Here is a 24,157-nt window from a genome sequence, read left to right on the forward strand (position 1 = left end):
AGTTTTGGTACGAGTACAGCAAGGAATACGATATTTTTTCATCAATTTTTTAGTGGCATTGGGTTTTGAAAAAATAAAATTGAATGAATTGAAATTCCCCATGCATTTGAGAAATAATTCATCAGACATTTTAACTTTTCATCAAATATTTACTTTTAAAGAATATGGAATGAATTTGGGCTTTGTTCCAAAGTTTATAGTCGATGCTGGTGCAAACATTGGGCTTTCCGCTGTCTTTTTTACAAATAAATTTCCAGATGCGACAATTGTTGCCGTCGAGCCAGAAAAGTCAAATTTTGAAATGCTTTTGAAAAACACTAACAAATACAAAAATATTTTTTGCGTAAAGAAAGCGATTTCCAATCAGTCGGATTTAAGTTTCGATGTTGTCGATAAAGGTTTTGGTAATTGGGGATTTGTAACTCAATTGAAAAAGGATATTCAATCAGAAAAGGTAGTTGATCAAGTCGATTCATTAACTATTAATGATATTTTAGTTTATAATGAATTGGAATGTTTGGATTTACTTAAAATTGATATCGAAGGAGCAGAAAAAAACTTATTTGAAAGTAATTATGAGAATTGGTTACCTAAGACAAAATGTATAATAATCGAATTGCATGATGGCATCACAAAAGGCAGTTCAAAAAGTTTTTTTGCAGCCATTAGCAGATACAACTTTTCATATTTTAACAGGGGTGAAAATTTGTTGTTTATAAATAATGATTTATGAAATTTTTGATCATTACACAAGTCCCGCATGTACAAAAAAACGGGCACTATTATTCTTACGCACCCTACATTGATGAAATGAATATTTGGGGTCAATTTGTATCCCAAATTACCGTTGTAGCACCTTGTTTAAAAGCGGAACCTACTGCCATAGACAAAGAGTACGAACACCCAGAAGTTAAGTTTACAGCCGTTCCTGCAATCAATTTATTATCCATACTATCAGTTTTTAAAGTAATTGTAATGCTGCCGTTGTTGCTTTGGCGCATTGCAAAATCGATGAATCAAGCAGATCACATTCACTTACGCTGCCCCGGAAATATGGGCTTGTTGGGAAGTATTGTTCAAATAGCTTTTCCTTCAAAACCCAAAACTGCTAAATATGCGGGCAATTGGGATCCAACCGCAAAACATCCGTGGTCGTATCGTTTACAAAAATGGATTTTATCGAACACCTTTCTTACGCGTAATATGCAAGTACTGGTTTATGGAGAATGGCCCGTTAGTTCAACCAATATAAAGTCTTTTTTTACCGCCTCCTATGCAGCTGCGGATGTAGGTGATGTGGAACCGAAGTCAACCGAAGATTGTATTTCCTTTATTTTTGTTGGAGCCTTAGTCAAAGGTAAAAATCCGATATATGCAATTCAGCTTGTTGAAGAGTTGGTACGCCAAGGGTTTGTGCTGCAATTAGCGATGTATGGCGAAGGTCCAGAGCGATCTAATTTGGAACATTATATTGATAAAAATGATTTAAAAGGTAGCGTTGTTTTATACGGTAATCAAAACAAAGCAACTGTAAAACAGGCTTATCAAAATAGTCATTTTGTAATTTTACCATCACAATCCGAAGGTTGGCCCAAAGCGCTTGCTGAAGGGATGTTTTGGGGTTGTGTACCAATGGGTACGGCGGTTTCCTGCGTGCCTACGATGTTAGATCACGGTCAAAGAGGGGTATTATTAGAACTAGAGATTGATGCCGATAGTAGAAAGATTGCCAGCCTTCTTAAAAATGAAAAACAATTTGATGAGTTACAAACGAGTGCTGTGGCGTGGTCTAGAAATTATACCACTGATTCTTTTGCAAAAGCTATTCAGGTACTACTTTCAAATCCAAACGATCAGCGCATAAATCATTTTAGTAAAGCTTTAAATGATGATGAAAAAGTGCCAATTCGAATCATGCAATTAATCGATTCGTTAGAAGCAGGTGGAGCAGAGCGAATGGCCGTAAGCTATGCGAATGCTTTATCAAAACTAGCGGACTACTCTGCTTTGGTGGTAACGCGAAAAGAAGGCCCTTTACAAGATCAATTAGATGCAGCAGTACCGTATTTCTTTTTAAGAAAAAAAAGGAGTGTCGATTTTAAGGCAGTTTGGCGCTTGAAAGGCTTTGTTAAAAAGAACGGAATTCAGGTGGTGCAGGCGCACAGCACCTCATTTTTTACAGCGGTTTTGCTTAAATGTTGTTTGCCAGCCCTTCAAATAGTATGGCACGATCATTATGGCGACAGTGAATTTTTGAAACAAAGACCAGCAACTGTATTAAGATGTAATGCGCCGTTTTTTAGTGGTGTTGTCACTGTCAATCAGAAACTCAAAAATTGGTGCGAGAGGGTTTTAAAAGTGCCTTATGTATTGTATTTGCCCAATTTTACTGCACAGGAGAAAAATACTGAACTTAAAACCAACTTGCTGGGTCTGTCAGGAAAACGCATCTTGTGCTTGGCTAATTTAAGACCTCAAAAAGACCAGTACCTTTTACTTGAAGTGGCTAATAAATTGCGGTATTCTCATCCAGAATGGACTTTTCATGTTGTAGGAAAAGATTTTGAAGATGAGTATGCTGCAACAATTAAGAAGATGCATTCCGACTTAAAACTAGAAAAAAATGTGTTTCTTTACGGCAGTAAAACCGATGTGGCTGCAATTATCCAGCAGGTAGATATTGCAATTCTAACTTCTAAATCAGAGGGTTTACCGGTAGCTCTTTTAGAGTATGGTGCACATAAAAAAGCAGTGGTAGTTACAAACGTTGGCGAAGTTCAGGCTGTTGTGCAAAATGGTTTAAATGGTTTAGTAGTGCCTGCCCAAGAGGTGCAATTATTTTATGATGCGATAGTACAATTGATTGAAAATAGTACACTACGAGATAATTTAGGACAAGCCCTTTATGATACTGTGCAAGATCATTACTCTGAAATAAGGGTAATGTCCAACTATTTGAATTGGTTGAAAAATATATTAAAATGAGAAAAGAGGATCAATCCTACTTGATGATTATACTGTTTCATATCCTAATTGGTTTTATGGGATATGCTTTGCCGTTTACCACAAAAATTTATGGGTACGGTATCTTTTTATACGGCATTTATTATGTTGTAAAAAATCAAAACCGAAATAATGAAGCTCTTTTAGCTGCAGCTTATATTGTGGGCAGTGAGGTTTTTTTACGAATGACCGATGGCAATCCGTTGTATGAAATCTCAAAATATGCCGTGATGGTATTTGTTTTAATTGGGATGTATTATAGCGGTTTCTCAAAAGGAGCTGCACCATATTGGATATTCTTAATTTTACTGGTTCCTGGTGTTGTTCTAGCCACTTTTACGCTCAATTTTGATACTGATATGCGAAAAGCAATTGCCTTTAATATGTCGGGTCCCGTTTGTTTGGGGATAGCATCTTTATATACTTTTAGAAGGAAAATTTTATTGGTAGATATTAATCGAATTTTGCTTTGTATTGGATTACCCATTGTTACGACAATGGTATACCTCACGCTTTACACTCCATATGTTCGCGATGTTATATCTAGTACACAATCAAATTATGAAACGTCCGGTGGATACGGGCCCAATCAAGTGGCAACTATTTTAGGTTTAGGCATGTTTGTTTTTTTATCACGCATTATTTTAGAATCCAAATCAAAAATACAATTGTTTGTAAATGTAATTTTAACTCTTAATATCGCTTATCGCGGCATGATTACATTTTCGAGAGGTGGGATGATTACAGGTTTTTTGATGATTGCTTTACTACTTCTTTTTTTATACTTTAAGTCAAATACTAGAGGAAAAATTAAACTTAACTATATATTTATTTTTGTTGTTTTGGCTAGTTTTGCTACCTGGAGCTATACGTCTTTTCAAACGGGAGGACTTATAGATAAGCGTTATGCCAATCAAGATGCTGCTGGCCGTGTTAAAAAAAGCCAATTTACAGGTAGAGAAGAAGTAGCTCAAAGTGAAATTAATACCTTTTTAAAAAATCCAATTCTTGGAGTTGGCGTTGGTAGAGGCGCTGAGGTTAGACTACAAGAAACTGGTGTTTTTGTGGTCTCTCACGACGAAATTACCCGTATGTTAGCGGAACATGGATCATTAGGTGTTGTAGGCTTGGTGTTGCTGTTTTTTACTCCCTTAGTTTTGTATTTAGAGAACAAATTCAACATGTACTTGTTGTGTTTTGTTGCTTTTTGGTTTTTGACTATTAATCATGCCGCTATGCGTACTGCGGCTCCCGCATTTGTCTATTCACTTTCTTTGTTGAATGTGCAATTAGGATTACCCCAAAAAAAGCGATTAGAAAATGATTGAAACTTTGATTGATAGTGTTAGTTGGCAAAGTATGCAGCATTAAAAGGCAAATAGAACGAAAACTAACTACGTTGCTTTTATTAAAGATTTGTTAAAAAAACAACTTTGAACCAAATTGAATTCAGTCAAAATATACTAAATTGCAAACCCAATCAAAATACCACACATGTTTGCAGTTGATAAAATGCATTTTGAAATTTCAGAGCGAAAGATGTTACTTCGGCTTTTTGATGTGTTTTTTGTTTTAAGTGCTTTGTATTTATTGACTTATGTAAAAGCTTTTAATTATTTTGCTGTTGAGGCTGGAACCTACCACCGAGCGATTTTATTGGCCGTTTATCTTAATTTATTCGGAACAATCTTCGAAATGTACAATTTACAAGTGGCAAGCAATCAGTTTCAGGTGCTTAAAAGTACTTTAATTACAGCCTCTACCACGGTACTGATCTATTTGTTAACCCCCTATTTTTCGCCTACTTTACCTAACAATCGACTTCAAATCGCCTTGTTTTTTATAGTTGTATTTCTGAGTTTATTTGCTTGGAGAATGCTTTATGTAAGCTTTTTAGCTTCCAATAGATTTTTTCAAAAAGCAGTACTGCTCTGTGATCGGGTGCAAGTAGAAGAATTAATTAAAGGTTTAGAAAATATTGATCCCCACTACAAAATTATTGGATTTGTTCCTTTGGATTTCGAATCGCAACAAGAAGTCTATCCCTATGTAAAGGAACTTGATGGAGAGGCAATGCTCTCGTTTGTGAAAAAACATGGAGTTTCAGAGTTAGTGATTGCTTCGCAAATAACTACGGGAATGACTACTAGTTTGTATCAGCAATTACTTAAAGCATTAGAATCGGGAATAATTATTAGAGAATATACACAAGTTTATGAAAGTAAAACGCAGCGTATTCCACTGCAACACATGTCTCGTGATTTTTATCGGTTTTTTCCTTTCAGCCGCTCCAATCAAAATAAATTATATTTAGTTACCCTACGTGGCTTTGACGTTTCAGTTGCCGTTGCGGGTTTATTAGTGGGTTTGGCTTTATTGCCTTTGATTTTGTTAGGAAATGCTTTGGCTAACCGTGGTTCTTTATTTTATACACAAGAACGTGTGGGTAAGGATGGGGCTGTTTTTTCTATCCTTAAATTCAGAACGATGGTTAAAAATGCGGAGGAAAATGGTGCTGTTTTTACAAAGGCTAACGATTGCCGAGTGACTGCTTTCGGTAAGTTCATGCGAAAAACTAGAGTAGATGAGTTTCCACAGTTTATCAATATTCTTAAAGGAGATATGGCAGTAATTGGTCCAAGACCTGAGCGTCCTGTTTTTGTGAAAGAAATAGCAGCAAGTATGCCATTTTATGAAACGCGACACATTATCAAACCGGGGTTGACGGGTTGGGCGCAAGTCAATTATTCGTACGGAGAAACACTACAAGATAGCTTGATAAAATTGCAATACGACTTGTATTACATCAAGCACCGTTCTATTTATTTGGATCTAAACATCGCTTTTAAAACCATTACCACTGTTCTTTTTTATAGAGGGCAATAAGGTTATTTGATTTTGTTTTTTTATTGGTGCTTTGTTCGTAGTCCCTAGTCCTTTAGTTCTGAGTCCTTAATACTTAATACTCACCACTCACGATTTACCACTCACAATTCACTACTCACCATTTACTACTCACCATTCACAAACTAAATAATAATAGGAATTGGTTTTTTGTTTTGAATTAACATCCTAATTGATAGTGCAGCACTCGTAATTACAATTGGTAGCACTAAAATTAAATGCGGTTTGTTGAGACAATAAGCGGTATAAATAGCCAAAGCAATTAAATTAATTGTAGCCAAGTAGCAAATTATTTTTTTGTTTTTCATCCCATAAGCCCACAATAATAATAGCAATAGAGGATTAAACACCAAAAGGTTATAATTATTGGCTAATTCTGCGTGTAAAGAAAAGCTCCAAGCTGTTGCAAATAATACTCCAATCAGTCCTAAAACCGTCATGAAAAATAAAGAAAGTCCTTTTTTGTTGAAACCTACGATAGCAAATAAAATTAAAATATAGCTGTACGGATTATTCCACCACGAAAAAGGAGTTGACTGGTTGTAGGGCAATACCGTTACTGTTTCTTTGGCTAGAGCTGATTTATTAAACTGTACTTTCTTCAGGCTTTCTAACAAATCAAAAGGTAAAAAAATGCGGTTGGCTGCTTTGTCTACTTTGGAGCCGAAGATGATGCTTGTGCCAAGTTTTTCGTAAAAATGACCATCAAAATAAGGTAGTAATACATCGCGATAACTGTTATCAGTAGCCTCTTTTTTAGTGATTAGGTCAGTGCCAACAGCTTTATTGATGGCATCGACTACCATAGTAGTACAGTTTTTATCAATGAATTTGTAAGTATAATGACTTTCTGCTGAGATGATATCGTTTTGTAGTTGTTCAAAAAGTCGTTGTTTGGCATCAAGTGGGAGCATTAATTCTTGCTCATAAACCGCTCTTTGTTCGTATTGGTATTGACCGATGAAATCTGTATACGAATGGGCAACGGCAAAATACTGTAAATCGCCTTTGGCAAATTTCATCACGAAGTTGGGCGTTTTAAAATCGAAAGCTCCATAGTTGTACACTGCATCAAAGCTCGAAGTTACGTCTTGAACTCGAACCGCTGTATGGCCAAACAAAGAGTACGACTCGTTACCTGTGCCACAAGTAAGCACAGTGATTTTGCTTTGGGGGGATAACGATAGCGGTTGGGCATCAATAGCAATGCTACATATTGCGATTAAAAAGAAAATAATGGATTTGTAAATTGAAAATTTCTGCATGAAATTCATTTTTATATTGTTATTCAATAGCTGCGATACTGTTTCTTTTTTATTTCCGAAAACAACAAAAGCACTGCAACTAATTGTTAATATGTTACCTTCTAAAAAGACCTAAATTGACTTTGACTGAAAAAATATTTGAGTACAAGGCGGTACTTTGATCGCCAATATCCGTCAGTGCGTAGTCAATTTGAATACCTTTGTATTTGAATCCGAGACCTATGTTGGGTTGAAATCCTACTTTGTCGGTACCGTCTAATTGTTGTACGTTCTGGAAATTTCCCATTCCTGCACGAAGAAAAACCAGATCGGTATAACCAAACTCAAAACCCACTGCTGGATCAATACTAACAAAATCAGTAGCAATGAGGTCATTGGTTTTGGTGAAACGCATATTCAAGTTAGCCGCTGCTTCAATGCTGTAATCGTATCGGATGATAAATTTTTTTGCCAATCCTAATTGTGCTTTTGGAGCTGTAATTTCCGTACTTTCTGGTAATTCTTGATTTTGTCCCGGGATGGCGTTGGCAATTTTTTGATACTCTTGTTCGTCAATATTCCAAACGTTATAAGTTGTTGTAATGTCGCGCACCATTATCCCAAAAGACCAACTGTTGCGCTCAAATTGTATTCCTGCATCAAAACCAAATCCCCAAGCATCGGCAAACTTTCCAATAACTCTGCGAATAACTTTTGCATTTACTCCGTATTGAAAACCAGGAACAGGTAATTTTCGTGCGTATGAGAAAGTAAAACCATAGTCAGCAGTTGAGAATAAACTTATCCTGTTGTAATCAATATTGCCTTCGCTGTCAATTAATTCAGTGGTATTTAAAATGTCATCTACTCCTAAGCGGATAAGTGAAATTCCGTAAGCACTGCGCTCGTCAATAGGGCTTGCATAGGCCAAATAATCGTACTGCGCAATATTTGCAAAATAGTTGGCATGCATGAATGACACTTCATGATCCTCTAATTGAACCAATCCTGCGGGGTTCCAATAGCCTGAGTTGACATCTTTTGTGGAGGCTACAGCTGTATTGGAACGTCCTAGAGCAGCTGCATCAACACCGATGTTCATAAACTCATTAGAATATTTTCTAACTGTTTGTGCAAAGGTGCTCATAGAAAGCAATGCGAATACAAAGAGAAGGCTTTTGTGTAAGGATGTCATTTTTACAAACAATGAGGTTTGTTTAATTTTTATCAAAAATAGAATTTTTTATTCAGCTGACTTTCATTTCCTGCTGAATTCTTTTGCATTGATAGGATCTAAAACTATTGCTGAACAACGTTTCTAAAACAGTTACAACAACACTTTCAATATGGGAATTAAGAAAGACAAATTTAAAAACGACCACTACTCCTAAAAACTATCTTAAAAACGTATTTTTCATTGCCATATTGTACTAAATTTGCGCACTTATACTTTAAATCACAAGTCTATGTCGTTTGTAAAACATCTTCCTAATTCTATTACCTTACTTAATCTTTTTTCAGGATGTATCGCTCTTGTTTTTGCATTTCAGCAAGATTTTGAAATGGCTTTTTATTTTGTGTGTTTGGGTATTTTTCTGGATTTTTTTGATGGGTTTTTCGCACGTATGTTTCAGGTTTCTAGTCCACTAGGCTTGCAATTAGATTCGTTGGCTGATATGGTAACTAGTGGCGTAGTGCCCGGCGTGGTGATGTACCACATGTTGGTAAGTCATGCTTCTACTGCTCCTGCGCCTCATTTGCAAATACTCCCGTACCTGGGTTTTATAATTACTTTAGGATCGTGTTACCGTTTAGCAAATTTCAATATTGATACGCGTCAGACTGATTCGTTTATTGGTTTGCCAACTCCTGCTAATGCATTATTTATCTTGAGTTTGCCTTTGGTTTTAAAATACACCGACTCACTAATTGCAATAGAACTATTAACAACAAATTACTTTTTATTGCTCATTACTTTATTGAGCGCCTATATGTTGAATGCTGAAATCCCGTTGTTTTCTCTAAAAATTAAAAAATTAAGTTGGGCAGGTAACCGTTTGCAAATCGTCTTTCTTTTAATTTCTGTATTGTTATTAGTATTTTTCCAATACCTAGGAATTCCGTTAGTGATTCTTTTTTATGTTTTACTTTCTGTGGTAAATAACAAAATGTTACAAAAGTAAATTTGTCGAAATGGCCAGACAAAAAATAGTTAGAAAAACGCGTACTGTACGAAAACCTAAAAAAAACAGCAATTGGCGTCGCTTTTTGTTTTCAAAATATCTAATCGGTTTTTTAGTTGTTTGTTTACTGCTAGCTCTGGCGTATCATTACTGTAATGGATTAGCTTATTATTTTAGTTTTAAAAGTGATAAATCAAACACTGAAAGCGCATTATCTAAAAAACTTTCAGACGTTAGAAATATACAAGTACTTGCAAAACATGAAGGTAAAAGCATTGGGATTGATGTTTCTGAATACCAAGGTGCAGTTAGTTGGTCTTACGTAGATACTTTAGAACAAAAATATCCTATTGACTTTGTATTTATCAGAGCAACTGTTGGGAGAGATCGAAAAGATCGCAAATTTGAACAAAACTGGCTTGGTGCCAAAAAAAATAAAATGATCAGAGGTGCTTATCATTATTACCGTCCTAACGAAAATTCTTTAGAACAAGCCAAGCTTTTTATTGAAACAGTACGTTTACAAAAAGGCGATTTGCCACCTGTTTTAGATATTGAAAAATTGCCTAAAAATCAATCAATCGCAAATTTAAAAATTGGTTTGCGACGATGGTTGGAGGCAGTTGAAAAACATTATGGTGTTCGTCCCATCATCTATTCAGGAGAACGGTATTATGATGATTTTTTGAAAGACGAATTTAGTGACTACCTTTTTTGGATTGCCAATTATAATTTTTACCGTGAGTCGATTGATTCTGATTGGTTGTTTTGGCAGTTTACTGAAAAAGCAACGGTGCCAGGAATTGATGAAAATGTAGACGTAAATATTTACAATGGCGATCTGCAACAATTGCGTTTTATTACCATAGAATAGTTGGTTGATAATTTTTTCTTATTGTTTTTGAGAACGGAAATGCTTTGGCAAAAAAAAAAGAGTTCTCAATTAGAACTCAATTTTCTTTTTACGCAATTCAAAGTTTTGACCTAAGTATACTCTTCGAACCATTTCATCTTCTACTAATTCTTCTGGTATTCCCGCTTTTAAAATACCACCTTCAAACATTAAATAGGTTTTGTCGGTAATGGCTAAGGTCTCTTGCACGTTATGGTCGGTGATCAAAATACCGATGTTTTTATTTTTAAGTTGCGCCACAATTCGCTGAATGTCTTCCACCGCAACAGGGTCAACTCCCGCAAAAGGTTCATCTAATAAAATAAACTTTGGGTCGGTAGCTAAGCAACGCGCAATCTCGGTACGACGGCGTTCTCCACCCGACAACAAATCACCACGATTGGTACGAATGTGTTCTAAGCTGAATTCGGCAATCAAACTTTCCATTTTGGCTACTTGTTCAGCTTTTGTTAAGTTGGTCAATTGCAGCACGCTCAAAATGTTATCCTCGATACTTAATTTTCTAAAAACAGAAGCTTCTTGCGCTAAGTAACCAATTCCTTGCTGCGCTCTTTTGTACATTGGATAATCAGTAATATTCAAATCATCCAAAAAAATGTTACCAGAATTGGGTTTAACCAAACCAACAATCATGTAAAAAGAGGTAGTTTTACCAGCACCATTTGGCCCCAATAAACCCACGATTTCGCCTTGGTTTACCTCTACCGAAATGCCTTTTACAACACTACGACCTTTATAGGTTTTGATCAAATTCTCGGCTCTTAATTGCATTACTTCTTGTTTTTATTTTAATGATATAGTGGTTTTAGAAACTATAGTTTTTAGTTTCTGAGTTCAAATGAACAACTAAAACTAAAAACTAAAGCCTCCTTTAACAATTTATTTGGTTGCGTTTTCTTCTAGCGCTTCCCAAAATTCGTACGCACGACGCAAGTGTGGCACCACAATAGTACCGCCAACTAGGGTTGCAATTCCCATAGCTTCCATCATTTCCTCTTTGGTTACGCCTTCTTTATGGCTTGTTTCTAAGTGGTATTTTACACAGTCATCACAACGTAAAACAGCTGATGCTACTAATCCAAGGAGCTCTTTTGTTTTTACATCTAAAGCACCCTCGGCATAAGCGTTTGTGTCTAAATTAAAAATACGTTTTACAATTTTATTATTGTCTGCCAATAATTTTTCGTTCATTTTAGAACGGTAGTCGTTGAATTCTTGAATGATATCAGCCATTGATTTTTTGTTGATTTTTTACTACTATTTTTGATATTAAGATACTTGCTTCATAGATGATTAGCATCGGAATGGTAACAATTATTTGACTAACCACATCTGGCGGAGTTACAATTGCTGCTACAATTAAGATTATAATTACAGCGTATTTCCAATATTTTCGTAAAAATACGGGTGTTACTAAACCAAGTTTGGTTAAGAAATATATAATTATTGGTAATTCAAAGAATAACCCACATGCGATGACACTAGTTTTGATTAAACTGATGTAGGAGTCAATACTGAATTGATTTTTTACAACGTCACTTATTGTAAAAGTGGCAAAGAAATTCACTGACATTGGAACGATTACAAAATAGCCAAACAATACGCCCAAGAAAAATAAGAGGGACGAGGAAAAAATGAAAAGCTTGGCGTGCTTTTTTTCAGAGTCATACAAAGCAGGGCTAATAAATTTCCATAATTCCCACAAAATAAAAGGGAAACCAAGAATAAATCCTGCCGTGATACACGTCCAAATCAAAACATTAATTTGGCCTTCCATATTGGTGTTTTGGATGATAAATGGCATCTCGGTAACGCAAATAGTTTCAGCAAAACCCAATTGATTGGACAAATCACAGAAAAAGCGATAGGTTACAAAGCTAGGTTTTGTAGGGCCAAAAATAACATCGTCAAAAATATAATCACTGATAAAAAAAGTGATGGTAGCCAAAACTAAAATAGCAATGGTACTGCGGACTAACAACCATCTTAATTCTTCAAGATGATCTAAAAACGACATTTCGTTTAAATTCTTTTTTGCCATTATACGATTCCTTCTTTTAATATGTCATGCAAATGCAATACTCCTTTGTACTTTCCTTCATCGACTACAATTAGCTGCGTAATCGAAAAATCCTCCATAAGATTAAGTGCGTCCTCAAGGCGATTTGCTGAGCTAGTGACTTTTGGGTTTTTGGTCATGATATCTTTTGCGGTAAGCGCGGCAAAGGTATCGGTTTCGTTTAGCATTCTACGGATGTCACCATCAGTAATAATTCCAATTACTTGTTCGTTTTCAACTACAGCTGTTACGCCAAGTCTTTTTTCTGAAATTTCGAAAATTACTTTTTTAATCGGAGCGTCTGGAGTTACCATTGGTTTTAAACTATGCTCTAACAAGTCTTGTACGCGCATGAGTAACTTTTTACCCAAAGCTCCACCCGGATGGTAAACGGCAAAATCTTCGGCTTTGAAACCGCGCATTTCCATTAGGCAAACAGCTAAAGCATCGCCCATTACCAATTGTGCAGTAGTACTATTGGTTGGAGCCAAATTATTAGGACATGCTTCAGTATCAACTGTTGTGTTTAAAACATAGTCGGAACCTTTTGCTAAAAACGAAGTCATGTTTCCGGTGATGGCAATTAAGGTGTTTCCAAATCGCTTCAATAACGGAACCAAAACTTTAATCTCAGGACTGTTGCCGCTTTTAGAAATACAGATAATGATATCTTCGTTTTGGATCATCCCTAAGTCACCGTGAATGGCCTCTGAAGCGTGTAAAAACAGCGATGGTGTTCCCGTTGAGTTGAACGAGGCTACCATTTTTTGAGCAATTATCGCGCTCTTTCCAATACCAGTAACAACCAATCGCCCCTTAGATTGATAAATGGTAGTGACGGCTGAAATGAAATTTTCGTCCAGATAGTCAGTAAGTTTGGCAATTGATTGGCTTTCGGAAAGGATGGTTTTTTTGGCACTAGCCAGTATATTTTCTTTAGTGATCAAAACAGAATGATTAAAATTTGTATGTGTAAAAGAAATTTGTACCTTTAGGTATTGCAAATTTATACAAAATACCGCGTAATAAAGAATGAATTCAAACGAAATTGACATACACAAAGAATTAAAGAAGTATTTTGGCTTTAGCCAATTTAAGGGATTGCAGGAACAGGTCATAAAAAGTATTTTAAACCAAAAAAATACGTTTGTGATTATGCCTACAGGTGGAGGAAAGTCACTTTGTTATCAATTACCCGCTTTGATTCAAGAGGGAACTGCAATCGTAGTTTCGCCTCTTATCGCCTTGATGAAAAATCAGGTAGATGCTATTCGTAGCTTATCTTCAGAAAATGGAATAGCCCATGTTTTAAACTCCTCGTTGACCAAAACTGAAATCACACAGGTGAAAGCCGATATCACTTCAGGTTTGACGAAGTTGCTTTATGTGGCCCCAGAATCCTTAACGAAAGAAGAATATGTTACTTTTCTTAAAAATGTCACTATTTCTTTCGTTGCCATAGATGAGGCGCATTGTATTTCAGAATGGGGTCATGATTTTAGACCAGAATACCGTAATTTGAAACACATTATCAAACAATTGGGTGATGTACCAATTATTGGTCTTACTGCAACGGCAACCCCAAAGGTGCAGGAAGATATCTTGAAAAACTTAGATATGTCTGATGCTACCACATTCAAGGCATCGTTTAATAGACCTAATTTGTACTACGAAGTACGCACGAAAACAAAAAATATTGAATCGGACATCATTCGATTTATCAAACAAAATAAAGGCAAATCAGGAATTATTTACTGTTTGAGCCGCAAAAAAGTGGAAGCTATTGCAGAAGTTTTACAAGTAAACGGAATTTCGGCGGTGCCTTACCACGCTGGTTTAGATGCTAAAACTAGAGCCAAGCATCAAGATATGTTTCTGATGGAAGATGTTGAGGTAGTAGTTGCTACAATTGCCTTTGGTATGGGTATTGACAAGCCAGATGTACGTTTTGTAATTCATCACGATATTCCTAAATCACTTGAAAGTTATTACCAAGAAACGGGTAGAGCAGGTCGAGATGGTGGCGAAGGACATTGTTTAGCCTATTACTCGTACAAAGATGTTGAGAAATTAGAAAAATTTATGTCTGGCAAACCTGTTGCCGAACAAGAAATAGGATTTGCATTATTACAAGAAGTAGTGGCTTATGCTGAAACCTCGATGTCTCGACGAAAATTCATCCTGCATTATTTTGGTGAAGAATTTGACTCAGCTACCGGAGAAGGTGCCGATATGGATGATAACGTTCGCAACCCAAAAGTGAAAGTAGAAGCACAAAAAGAAGTGGTGCAATTGCTAGAAGTAGTGCGTGACACCAAACACTTATACAAATCAAAAGAAATTGTCTTCACACTAATTGGACGTGTCAATGCGGTAATCAAAGCGCATCGTACTGATTCACAATCCTTTTTTGGATGTGGAACAGCTCATGATGAAAAATATTGGATGGCTTTGTTGCGCCAAGTATTGGTCTCGGGTTATTTGTCAAAAGATATTGAGACTTACGGAATTATAAAACTCACTCCAAAAGGAGCTGATTTTATAGCTAATCCGGAATCGTTCTTCATGTCAGAAGATCATGAATACAATGAATCAGTAGATGAAGCTATTGTTACGGCAGCCAAATCAACAGGTGTTGCTGATGAGGTTTTGATGGGTATGTTGCGCGATTTGCGTAAAAAAGTAGCCAAGAAAATTGGCGTTCCTCCATTTGTGGTTTTTCAAGATCCTTCGCTGGAAGATATGGCATTAAAATATCCAATTTCAGCAGCAGAATTAATAAATATTCATGGTGTTGGAGAAGGTAAAGCCAAGAAATATGGTAATGAATTTTTGTCTCTAATTAGTCGCTATGTCGAGGATAATGATATTGTTCGTCCAGAAGATTTAGTTGTTAAGTCTACTGGAGTTAATTCTGCCAACAAGCTGTACATCATTCAAAATATTGACAGAAAACTATCTCTGGACGATATTGCTTCGGCAAAAGGTTTGAATATGGATGCTTTGATTAAAGAAATGGAACAAATTGTGTACTCCGGAACCAAACTTAATATCAAATATTGGATTGACGAAATGCTCGATGATGATCAGCAAGAAGAAATTCATGAGTATTTCATGGAATCAGAAACAGATAGTATCGAAAAAGCTTTGAAAGAATTTGATGGTGATTACGATTTAGATGAATTGCGACTGATGCGAATCAAATTTATTAGCGAGGTTGCCAATTAATAACCAATTCAAGAATTTTCCTCTACCCCAAATGTATGGTCATCAGCATAATTATTCCAACTTATAATGAAGCGCTTATAATAAAAAATACAATCTTGCATTTGCAAAAAATTATACCGCCTTCGAAATGTGAAATCATCATTTCTGATGGTGGTAGCACGGATGATACGGTACAAATTGCTCAAAAATTAGGTGCTTTAGCCGTTGTTTCTCCTGTAAAAGGACGCGCTGGGCAAATGAATTTTGGCGTGCAAAAGGCATCAGGAGACGTGTATTTTTTCTTGCATGCCGATAGTTTACCTCCTGCAGATTGTTATCTATCACTACAAAAAGCCTTTGCTAAAGGGTATAATTGTGGAAGTTTCCGCACTAAATTTGATTCCGATAGTTTTCTTTTAAAAGTCAATGCCTTTTTTACACGCTTCAACTATTTATTTTTTAGAGGTGGTGATCAGGGGATTTTTGTAACCAAAGCACTTTGGGAAAGTGTCGGTTCTTACAAAGAAGAAATGTTTATCATGGAGGACTATGACTTCATTGCGCGAATTTGGGAACAAGGAAAATTCAAATTAATTCCTAAATCAACTACTGTCTCTGCGCGAAAATATACTGATAATACATGGTTGACTGTGCAATTGGCTAATTTAAAAATTGTACGCATGTATAAAAAAGGAGCCTATCAAACTGATATGGTGACCACGTACAAAAATCTTTTAAACTATCGTAAAAATGCATTTTAAAGACAAAGTAGTCTGGATTACAGGCGCATCTTCAGGGATAGGAAAGGAGCTTGCTTTGCAGTTAGATGCGTTAGGAGCAATTTTGATTTTAACATCTTCTAATCAAAGTTTGTTGAGTGAATTGCAGCTGCAGTTGCAAAAATCAAAAACACTAGTTTACAATTTATTAGACATAAAAGGAATTCCGGGATTGGTTGAAGAGGCTTTAGCTTGTTTCGGGCATATTGATTACGTGATTCAAAGTGCTGGTATTAGTCAGCGTGCTCAAGCTACCGAAACTGATATGGCAGTTTATGAAAAATTAATGGCCATAAATTATTTTGCTCCAGTTGCAATCAATCAATCTTTGTTGCCTCATTTTATTGCGAAAAACTCGGGCCATAGCGTTATAATTAGCAGCGTAGCTGGATTAATGGGATTTCCTTTGCGATCGGGGTATGCAGCCTCTAAACACGCCATTAAAGGATATGTCGAAACGGTACAATGCGAATTACTTGAAACCAAAGTACTGCATTCTATCGTATATCCAGGAAGGATTGATACTCCGATCTCGAAAAATGCCCTGCAAGGCGACGGACAACAGTACGGCACAACCGATGCGAATAACGAAGTGGGAATGAACGTAAAAATTTGCGCCCAAAAAATTATTAAAGGTATTCAAAAAGGTAAAAAATCAATCGTCATTGTCAAAGCTGAACGTATTTTGCTGTGGCTATGGTGGTTTTGTCCCGCTTTGTATTATAAAATTGCTCATAAAAAAGGTTTACAAAATTAATATATAAACAGTCTATGCATCAGTATTTATCAGGAATTCAACAAGTAGGAATTGGAGTTAGTCAAGCGACAAAAGCCATGCATACTTATAAACATCTTTTTGGAATGGATGTTTTGATTTTTGATGACGAAGCCCAGGCAAGTTTAATGACACAATATACAGGTGGAGTCGTATATAGCCGCCGTGCTATTTTGACCATGAATTTGCAAGGCGGTGGCGGTTTAGAAATTTGGCAATTTAAAGACAGAACTCCAACTAAAGGTCCTCAAGTTGTCTTAGGTCAATTAGGGATTAATGCGGCTATTTTAAAATCTCGAAATTTAAAACAATCGCACCAACGTCTTTCTGCAATACAAGGTCTGGTTGTGAGTGCAATTGCGTCAGGGCCTGATGGTCAACCTTACTTTTATGTAGCCGATACAGATTCAAATCATTTTAAAATTATTCCCTCTACTGATTGGTTCCAAAATAATGATTTTGATTTAGGTGGTGTAGTAGGAGCGGTTATAGGAGTAAGCGATATGGGAAAATCTATTGCTTTTTACCAAACAATTCTTGGACTTGATAACATTGTATATGATGAGCAGTGTGTCGAAAAGGGTCATAATTTTAAAAAAGTAGGACTTTCTAAAGCTGCAACAGGTAAGGGAGCATTTAATACTTTGCTCGGAAATGTAACTGTTGAATTGCTGCAAAATTTAGATCATAAACAACCTAAAATTTACGAAAACAGGTTTTGGGGTGATTGTGGTTTTATTCATCTTTGTTTTGATGTTGTTGCTATGGATGCGCTTAAAAATCATGCAGCTACACACGGATTAGAGTTTACAGTAGATAGCAACAATACCTTTGCGATGGATAATGCCTCGGGTAGATTTTGTTATATCGAGGATCCAGATGGTACCTTAATTGAATTGGTAGAAACACACAAAGTTCCTATTCTAAAAAAAATTGGTTGGTATTTAGATCTTCGCAAAAGAGATCAAGAAAAGCCATTACCGCGATGGATGATAAAAATGCTAGCTTTAAGTAAGGTAAAGTAATTACAAACTTTTATAAGTTTTGTAAAACCAAGCGCTTAGGGGCATGCCTATCAAGAGTATTAATGCTGCACTCCAATTAAAAATTATTCCTGTAGCAATAGCCAGAATAGATACCAAAACGGGGTAAAATAGCAATAACATTCCAAACAACACGGAGTCGTAAAAAACAGTATTCTTAGTTTTTTGCAAGGCTATTTTTTTAACCGTGAAATAAATTCCATAATTAGACAAAAAACCTATAAAGGCTGGTATCGCAACAATGTATTTTATAAATTTTGTTTGTAAGATTGCTCGCTTAGGAAATAATGCAACATCCTTTGTGTCATTTTTAACCAACAAGTTAGAGGTCATTCCTGTTTTTAATTGTTGGTTGAAAGCATTGAAAAAAACAGCTTCGTTCTCTGGTGTTTTTTTATCAATCGAAAAGCTTCGATTAAAATGTATTTCAACTTCTTTCGGGTTTTTGCTAAAGGAAGAATAATTGATCGCAGTAGGTTGAATTCGTACATTGGTTAATCCTGCTTCAGCTGCCATTAGCGCTAATCGAGCAGTCCCTTTTTTTAACGGACGTAACTGCCATTCGTTTTTGCAAATTCCTTCAGAGAAAATTAAAATCGTTTGATTCTGTTGGAGTAAATTGATACAAGTTTGAAACGTATCATCGTTTTTACTCAAATTATCTTTTCCTTCACTTAATCGGTAAATTGGAATTAAATGCAAGGCTTTTAAAAATTGTGCTACTAATGGTTTTTTGAACGCATCGCCTCTTGCTAAAAAATAAATGGTTTGCGGGTAGTGTACAGCAATCACGATCGCATCAAAAAAAGAATTTGGATGATTGCTTGCTAAAATGGTAGGTTGATTTGCTACAAAAGGCTCGTGAAAACGCGCTATCGCTTTTTTGGTGTACAATGGCAAAGCCACAGAGGCTGCTAGTTTTAAAAAATAATACATAGGCAGTTATTTCCAAATAAGCGGTAAGTCTTTCTCCTCGTCGATATCTGTTAATTTTGGAAGGTCAAAATAAGTTAGATTATTTTCTTTCACATCAGTAATCGTGTCAGAGTATACCGTTTCAGTACTCCAAGTTTTATTTAAAAAAACGAATTCATGTAGTTTTTTCATACCCAACAAATAATAACCACCGTCAAAAGTTGGCCCTATCACAGTATCGTATTTTTCAAGTTGAGTAAAAGCGCCTTCAATAATTGTGGAGGTCAGTTCATAGCAATCGCTACCAATGATACAAATCGAGGTATAACCCAAGCTAAAAACTTCTTGAAAAGCGGCATTCATTCGCTCTCCTAAATCCGAACCATGTTGCACTTTCTTATGAAATTCGGTCTCCGGCCATTGATCTTTTTGTACAATGGCATCAGAATAAAATAGAAATTTATCAGCAAAAACTGGGTTAACAAGTGCCTGAGTATGGTGCAATAGTTTTTTATAAATTTCTAAAGCTTTTTCATTCCCAATTGTTTTAGCCAAGCGAGTTTTTACTTTGCCTAATTCTGGATTTTTAGTAAATAAAATGATTGCATTTTTTTGCTGCATAATTTAAAATTAAAAAGCTGCAGTTGGTTAGAACTGCAGCTTGTTTGGGTTAACAACAACCGCCTCCGTTATAATGAAAGGTCGACTCACTGATGTAAATATCACTTCTGTTGAGGTCTGCTAGCGCTTGAGCTGTTTTATCGCATACTGCAAGAGGCTGATTTTTTAGTAAAGTATGGCCTTTTTTATCATCAAAGTAAGCCTCTGTACCATAATAAATTGCTGCTTTTCCAGTAAATACGCACGGTCCGTCACTTGGCATTTGGTCTTTGATGGCGCAAACTTCGATACTTTCAATAAAGATTAGTTCATCTGTCGCATAATTTGCAGGATCTAAAATTCGGTACGGTCTTCTTCCTCTAATTTCGATAGTTCCAAAACCAACATCAGTTAACATCTTGATGTATTCTTTAATCGGAATACTACCGCTAAGGCATAAAGCTCTTAAGTGGTCATCATTACGTAGGGTTTCGTTCATTTCTTGCTCACAAGTAGGATCACTCATAACCAATCGACCACCTGGCTTTAGGACACGATACATTTCTTGTAGCGCTTTTTTCAAATCATCTGTTTTGAAAATATTAAACAAGCAGTTTTGTGCAGCAATATCGATACTTTCATTTTCAATTGGTAGGTTTAAAGCATCTCCTTTTTTTAGTTCGACAAATTCACTTTTGAACCAATCGTTTTCTTGTTCAGCAACAATAAAATTCTGACGAGAAGCTTCTAGCATTTCATCGACTACATCTACACCAACTACACCACCTTTTTGGCGAGAAAAATAAGCAAATTGTAGTAACTCCATTCCGCCACCTACGCCAACATAAAGAATTTTTGGGTTGTTAATTAAGTCTTGTGCAGAGATGGTGCTTCCACAACCGTAATTCATTTCTTGCATAATTTTTGGAATCTCCAAACCAGGGAATTTCCAAATAGGTGTAGTCGTGCAGCACAATCCTACGTCAGGTGTTAAGGCGGCATCGCGGTAAAGGTTGACGGTAGCGTCTAAATAATTTTCCATTCGATTGTATTTCTTCTTATTATTAATTTTAAGTTTTAAATTTCGTTTCAAAGAATCCTTTTAAGAAACGTTGCGCTATGCAACAGCTCCTCCACAACTACTTCCAGAACCTGCTGTACAACCGTAACAGTGGTTGTTTACAATTATAGAGCGATCTTGCAACGCACTTGCATTAAAAGTACTGATGTGTTGTGTTGTTGGGTTACTTACCTTTAATTCTAACATTTGATTAAAATCACAGTCGTAAATATAGCCGTCCCAACCTATTGAAATTGTGTTTCTACACATTACATTTTCTGCGGCTGTTGGGTTAAAGGCATCGATTAATTTGGTCATATAATCTTCGTAATTTTCGGATGTGATCAAATAATCAAGATAGCGACTTACAGGCAAATTGGTTATGGCAAATAGGTTGTTAAAACTAATTCCAAAATCATTAGCAAGTGCCGTTTTATATTCTTTCTCTAGTGCATTTTGATCTGGCGGTAAAAAGGCTCCTGCAGGATTGTAAACCAAATTTAATTTTAATTCGGAGTCTTCTTTGCCATAGCCCACCTCGTTTAGCATTTGCAAAGCTTTGATAGAACTTTCAAAAACACCATCACCGCGTTGTTTGTCAGTTCTATTTTTCGAATAAAACGGTAAAGAAGAAATGACTTCAATTTTATGTTTTTTGAAAAACTCAGGTAGGTCGTTGTATTTTTTGTTGGCAGTAATGATAGTCAAATTGCAGCGAACGTACATTTGAATACCTAGTTTACTTACTTCTTCAACAAACCATCTGAAGTGTGGATTCATTTCAGGAGCGCCGCCAGTCATGTCTACAATTTTAAAAGTAGGATTGGCTTTGAGAACTTCAATGATTGTTTCCATTGTTTCTTTGGTCATGATTTCCTTTCGATCAGGACCTGCGTCGACATGGCAATGCGTACAAACTTGATTGCACATTTTGCCCAAATTGATTTGAAAAACTTCAAGAGCAGTAGGACGAAGAGGACGCAAACCAATTGTATTTAGTTGGGTATGAAATGGTGTAAATCGTGTAGGATTTTGTTCCAAAACTGCCAGTTGATGCTCTGCTTTTGATAAGGAGTTAGCTGTAGCTTTAAGTGATTTTAATTTAATTTTTACAAATTCGCTCATAAACTTATTTTCTTGACTTTATTCATCATTTGAACACCATGAACCAAACTAGCTCCCCCACGAATGGCTGCAGCAACATGTACGGCTTCCATCATTTGGCTTTCGCTGTATCCTTTTTCGTAGGCATCAGAGCTGTAAGCATCAATGCAATACGGGCATTGCACAGCATGGGCAACTGCAAGTGCAATTAATGATTTTTCTCGTGCTGTAAGAGCACCTTCTTTAAAAACTTCTCCGTAATAACCAAAGAATTTTTCGCCCATTTCTTTTTGAAATTCAACGATGTTGCCAAATTTTTTGAGGTCATCTGCGTTGTAATAATTTTTATCCATCTCAGTTTTTAGTATTTAAAATTTTCTAGAAATAAACTCCAATCGTAATCGTTATATTTTAGTTTTGGTTTTGTGCCTTTGGGAATGATTTTTAAATCTTCACAAATTTTTAAAATGCCTTTTTTGTTTCCAAAGTCTCCTCGAAACCAACTCATTAATATAGGTAGGTGCAAAGTATTTTTATCCTTGTCATAGCGCGCGTCATTGCTCAAATAACTTTTAGTAGCTATGTCAAGTTGCTCGTTTATTTTAGCGGGATCGTAAGAGAAAATTGGTGGACAACTTTTTGCCCCACAATTCAGGCTAAAATGAATTCTATAATCCACCTTTTCTACACGGTATTTTTTCTCTAATTGGGTCGGAAACAACTTCGAAAGTTTTCCTAAACTCAATTTAATGCTTGATCTTCTTAAAAAACCGTGTTCAATCATGTCTAAACTCAATTTGTTTCCAGCAACTACAAATTGCTTCGATTTAAAAAAGGAGTTGCGACTTTTGTATTTTTCAGGATCTTTTTTTAAAGCATAATTAGTAAACCCATTATAAAGGTTGATAAAGAAGGCTTTCTTAAGATCATCTGAACCCAGTTGAGCGAGTAATTCTTTTTCATCTGCTTTTGCAATAGCCTCGATTAAAGAAACAGTAGTAGTGTCACCATATTTAGCAGCTTCAATAAAATCTTGCGAAATTTTCACATAATTTTTCGGCTGCGCCAATGCGACTTGAACAAAACAAAGGATAAATATTATATTTTTCATAGCATTGTTTTCGTAAATTTATTATTATTTACGAGATTTACCAATAATAGTTTTATAATATGACATATTTACAACAGATTTTAGAATCAACAGAATTTTTAGTTTCAAAAGGAATAGCAAGTCCATCAATTGCAGTGGTTTTAGGAACAGGTTTAGGAAAATTTTTAGACCATCTGGTAGTTGATCAGACCATTGATTATGCTGATATTCCTCACTTTCCAGTTTCAACTGTTGAATTTCACAAAGGCAAATTAGTAATAGGAACAATAGGTGACAAAAAAGTAATTGCCATGCAAGGCCGATTCCATCTTTACGAGGGATATTCTTTGCAGCAAGTTACTTTCCCTATCCGAGTATTGCATCGATTGGGAGTAAAGCATTTGTTATTAAGCAATGCTGCCGGCGGAATAAATAGTGCTTTTAAAAAAGGCGATTTAATTTTACTAGATGATCACATCAATTTGCAAGGAGGTAGCCCGCTTTCTGGTTTAAATAGTTTTGAATACGGAGGAATTTTTCCAGATATGAGCGCGCCTTATGATGGCTTTCTGAATAAGATGTTTCAACAAATAGCTGAAAAATCAGCTTTTGAATTAAAAAAGGGAGTGTATGCTTCTGTTTACGGACCGCAACTTGAAACCCGTGCGGAATACCGTTTTTTGGGTCGAATTGGTGCTGACATGGTAGGAATGAGTACTACGCCAGAAGTAATTGTAGCCAATCAGTTAAAATTACCGTGCGCTGCCGTGAGTGTAATTACTGACGAGTGCGATCCAGATAATTTAAAACCTGTTGATATAGCCGAAATTATTGCAATAGCTGGCAAGGCCGATGAAAAATTAAGCCAATTATTTGTTGACGTGATTAACAGTTTAGGATAATTTTATCCCTCGTACAATTCACCACGATGAGGTTTTAGTGCATCACGAACGGCAATCATGTGCTCATCGGTTACAACCATAAAGGCAAGGGCTTGCATTTCGCCTTGTACCGTGAATCCGGTAATGGATAAGGGGAGCTTTTCGATTTGAATGTATTCTTTTAAATGGATTTCGTGGTGTTCAGCTGTTTTGGCTGCTGCCGGTCCGCGGAAATCCCAAATTAATTTTATTTTTCTTGCCATTTTGTATCGTTTTGGTGCTTGATATTATTCGAGTGCCAAAGGTACAAAGACTATTTTAAAAAGGGAGTCTTTCCTTATTTTCAAAAGCCTTTATTGGAGCGCTACTAGATGTCGGTTCAAAATAGTACTTTTGC

General features: G+C 36.0%; 24 protein-coding genes. 11 read left to right on the forward strand and 13 right to left on the reverse strand.

Features of this window, described 5'->3' with window-relative positions; all coding sequences use genetic code 11:
* Positions 1-79: 79 nt before the first annotated feature.
* The 4 genes from L1S34_RS08970 to L1S34_RS08990 all read left to right on the forward strand — a co-directional run bounded on the left by L1S34_RS08970 (position 80) and on the right by L1S34_RS08990 (position 5,889).
* A complete protein-coding gene (locus L1S34_RS08970) occupies positions 80-733 on the forward strand; it encodes an FkbM family methyltransferase (protein WP_236363740.1) in 654 nt (217 codons plus the stop codon).
* The gene (locus L1S34_RS14915; RefSeq protein WP_370637599.1) at positions 730-2,985 is read left to right on the forward strand and encodes a glycosyltransferase; all 2,256 of its coding nucleotides are present in this window, start codon (positions 730-732) and stop codon (positions 2,983-2,985) included. Before L1S34_RS08970 ends, L1S34_RS14915 begins: the two co-directional genes overlap by 4 nt.
* Positions 2,982-4,331 carry an O-antigen ligase family protein gene (locus L1S34_RS08985; RefSeq protein WP_236363741.1) on the forward strand — a complete coding sequence of 450 codons (1,350 nt, stop codon included), beginning with the start codon at positions 2,982-2,984 and terminating at the stop codon, positions 4,329-4,331. Before L1S34_RS14915 ends, L1S34_RS08985 begins: the two co-directional genes overlap by 4 nt.
* A 166-nt stretch (positions 4,332-4,497) precedes the next feature.
* Positions 4,498-5,889 carry an exopolysaccharide biosynthesis polyprenyl glycosylphosphotransferase gene (locus L1S34_RS08990; protein WP_236363742.1) on the forward strand — a complete coding sequence of 464 codons (1,392 nt, stop codon included), beginning with the start codon at positions 4,498-4,500 and terminating at the stop codon, positions 5,887-5,889.
* A 143-nt stretch (positions 5,890-6,032) separates the two neighbouring features.
* On the opposite strand, the gene L1S34_RS08995 is transcribed toward L1S34_RS08990, so the two are convergent.
* Both L1S34_RS08995 and L1S34_RS09000 read right to left on the reverse strand, forming a co-directional pair.
* Positions 6,033-7,172: a lipoprotein N-acyltransferase Lnb domain-containing protein gene (locus L1S34_RS08995; RefSeq protein WP_236363743.1), complete on the reverse strand. Its 1,140-nt coding sequence runs from the start codon at positions 7,170-7,172 to the stop codon at positions 6,033-6,035.
* A gap of 94 nt (positions 7,173-7,266) precedes the next feature.
* On the reverse strand, positions 7,267-8,253 hold the full coding sequence (locus L1S34_RS09000; protein ID WP_236363920.1) for a PorV/PorQ family protein: 987 nt from the start codon (positions 8,251-8,253) through the stop codon (positions 7,267-7,269).
* A 364-nt stretch (positions 8,254-8,617) separates the two neighbouring features.
* On the opposite strand from L1S34_RS09000, the gene L1S34_RS09005 reads away from it, so the two are divergent.
* Together L1S34_RS09005 and L1S34_RS09010 are read left to right on the forward strand one after the other, a co-directional pair.
* Positions 8,618-9,334, forward strand: coding sequence for a CDP-alcohol phosphatidyltransferase family protein (locus tag L1S34_RS09005; RefSeq protein ID WP_236363744.1), 717 nt, complete (start codon positions 8,618-8,620; stop codon positions 9,332-9,334).
* Between the two features lie 10 nt (positions 9,335-9,344).
* Complete coding sequence (locus tag L1S34_RS09010; protein ID WP_236363745.1) at positions 9,345-10,208, forward strand: glycoside hydrolase family 25 protein; 864 nt, start codon at positions 9,345-9,347, stop codon at positions 10,206-10,208.
* A 69-nt stretch (positions 10,209-10,277) separates the two neighbouring features.
* On the opposite strand, the gene lptB is transcribed toward L1S34_RS09010, so the two are convergent.
* The 4 genes from lptB to L1S34_RS09030 form a co-directional block, all read right to left on the reverse strand.
* Entirely contained in the window at positions 10,278-11,018 is a 741-nt protein-coding gene (gene lptB, locus L1S34_RS09015) for an LPS export ABC transporter ATP-binding protein (RefSeq protein WP_166136374.1), read from the reverse strand.
* Positions 11,019-11,126: 108 nt separating this feature from the next.
* Positions 11,127-11,480, reverse strand: a complete 354-nt coding sequence (locus tag L1S34_RS09020) for a carboxymuconolactone decarboxylase family protein (RefSeq protein WP_166136377.1) — start codon at positions 11,478-11,480, stop codon at positions 11,127-11,129.
* The gene (gene tatC, locus L1S34_RS09025; protein ID WP_236363746.1) at positions 11,473-12,288 is read right to left on the reverse strand and encodes a twin-arginine translocase subunit TatC; all 816 of its coding nucleotides are present in this window, start codon (positions 12,286-12,288) and stop codon (positions 11,473-11,475) included. The genes L1S34_RS09020 and tatC overlap by 8 nt, the downstream gene beginning before the upstream one ends.
* On the reverse strand, positions 12,288-13,253 hold the full coding sequence (locus L1S34_RS09030) for a KpsF/GutQ family sugar-phosphate isomerase (RefSeq protein WP_236363747.1): 966 nt from the start codon (positions 13,251-13,253) through the stop codon (positions 12,288-12,290). Before L1S34_RS09030 ends, tatC begins: the two co-directional genes overlap by 1 nt.
* Positions 13,254-13,338: 85 nt before the next feature.
* On the opposite strand from L1S34_RS09030, the gene L1S34_RS09035 reads away from it, so the two are divergent.
* The 4 genes from L1S34_RS09035 to L1S34_RS09050 are packed head-to-tail and all read left to right on the forward strand — an operon-like array spanning position 13,339 to position 18,092.
* Positions 13,339-15,534, forward strand: coding sequence for an ATP-dependent DNA helicase RecQ (locus L1S34_RS09035; protein ID WP_236363748.1), 2,196 nt, complete (start codon positions 13,339-13,341; stop codon positions 15,532-15,534).
* A 35-nt stretch (positions 15,535-15,569) separates the two neighbouring features.
* Entirely contained in the window at positions 15,570-16,274 is a 705-nt protein-coding gene (locus L1S34_RS09040; RefSeq protein WP_236363749.1) for a TIGR04283 family arsenosugar biosynthesis glycosyltransferase, read from the forward strand.
* On the forward strand, positions 16,264-17,049 hold the full coding sequence (locus L1S34_RS09045) for an SDR family NAD(P)-dependent oxidoreductase (RefSeq protein ID WP_236363750.1): 786 nt from the start codon (positions 16,264-16,266) through the stop codon (positions 17,047-17,049). The genes L1S34_RS09040 and L1S34_RS09045 overlap by 11 nt, the downstream gene beginning before the upstream one ends.
* Before the next feature lie 14 nt (positions 17,050-17,063).
* Positions 17,064-18,092, forward strand: a complete 1,029-nt coding sequence (locus L1S34_RS09050; RefSeq protein ID WP_236363751.1) for a VOC family protein — start codon at positions 17,064-17,066, stop codon at positions 18,090-18,092.
* On the opposite strand, the gene L1S34_RS09055 is transcribed toward L1S34_RS09050, so the two are convergent.
* The 6 genes from L1S34_RS09055 to L1S34_RS09080 form a co-directional block, all read right to left on the reverse strand.
* On the reverse strand, positions 18,093-19,046 hold the full coding sequence (locus tag L1S34_RS09055) for a 1-acyl-sn-glycerol-3-phosphate acyltransferase (protein WP_236363752.1): 954 nt from the start codon (positions 19,044-19,046) through the stop codon (positions 18,093-18,095). It lies immediately after the preceding gene.
* A gap of 6 nt (positions 19,047-19,052) precedes the next feature.
* The gene (locus tag L1S34_RS09060) at positions 19,053-19,646 is read right to left on the reverse strand and encodes a TIGR04282 family arsenosugar biosynthesis glycosyltransferase (protein WP_236363753.1); all 594 of its coding nucleotides are present in this window, start codon (positions 19,644-19,646) and stop codon (positions 19,053-19,055) included.
* A gap of 49 nt (positions 19,647-19,695) precedes the next feature.
* Entirely contained in the window at positions 19,696-20,667 is a 972-nt protein-coding gene (gene arsM / locus L1S34_RS09065) for an arsenosugar biosynthesis arsenite methyltransferase ArsM (protein WP_236363754.1), read from the reverse strand.
* 75 nt (positions 20,668-20,742) lie between these two features.
* Positions 20,743-21,810 carry an arsenosugar biosynthesis radical SAM (seleno)protein ArsS gene (gene arsS / locus L1S34_RS09070; RefSeq protein WP_236363755.1) on the reverse strand — a complete coding sequence of 356 codons (1,068 nt, stop codon included), beginning with the start codon at positions 21,808-21,810 and terminating at the stop codon, positions 20,743-20,745.
* Positions 21,807-22,142 carry an arsenosugar biosynthesis-associated peroxidase-like protein gene (locus tag L1S34_RS09075; protein ID WP_114753010.1) on the reverse strand — a complete coding sequence of 112 codons (336 nt, stop codon included), beginning with the start codon at positions 22,140-22,142 and terminating at the stop codon, positions 21,807-21,809. The genes arsS and L1S34_RS09075 overlap by 4 nt, the downstream gene beginning before the upstream one ends.
* 8 nt (positions 22,143-22,150) lie before the next feature.
* Positions 22,151-22,900, reverse strand: a complete 750-nt coding sequence (locus L1S34_RS09080; RefSeq protein ID WP_236363756.1) for a DUF547 domain-containing protein — start codon at positions 22,898-22,900, stop codon at positions 22,151-22,153.
* 59 nt (positions 22,901-22,959) lie between these two features.
* On the opposite strand from L1S34_RS09080, the gene L1S34_RS09085 reads away from it, so the two are divergent.
* Positions 22,960-23,781 (forward strand): purine-nucleoside phosphorylase, encoded by an 822-nt coding sequence (locus tag L1S34_RS09085; RefSeq protein ID WP_236363757.1) that lies wholly within the window; start codon positions 22,960-22,962, stop codon positions 23,779-23,781.
* A 2-nt stretch (positions 23,782-23,783) separates the two neighbouring features.
* On the opposite strand, the gene L1S34_RS09090 is transcribed toward L1S34_RS09085, so the two are convergent.
* Positions 23,784-24,023: a hypothetical protein gene (locus L1S34_RS09090; protein WP_236363758.1), complete on the reverse strand. Its 240-nt coding sequence runs from the start codon at positions 24,021-24,023 to the stop codon at positions 23,784-23,786.
* Positions 24,024-24,157 lie beyond the last annotated feature (134 nt).

This window comes from Flavobacterium sp. K77, assembly GCF_021608205.1.
Classification (GTDB): Bacteria; Bacteroidota; Bacteroidia; order Flavobacteriales; family Flavobacteriaceae; genus Flavobacterium; species Flavobacterium turcicum.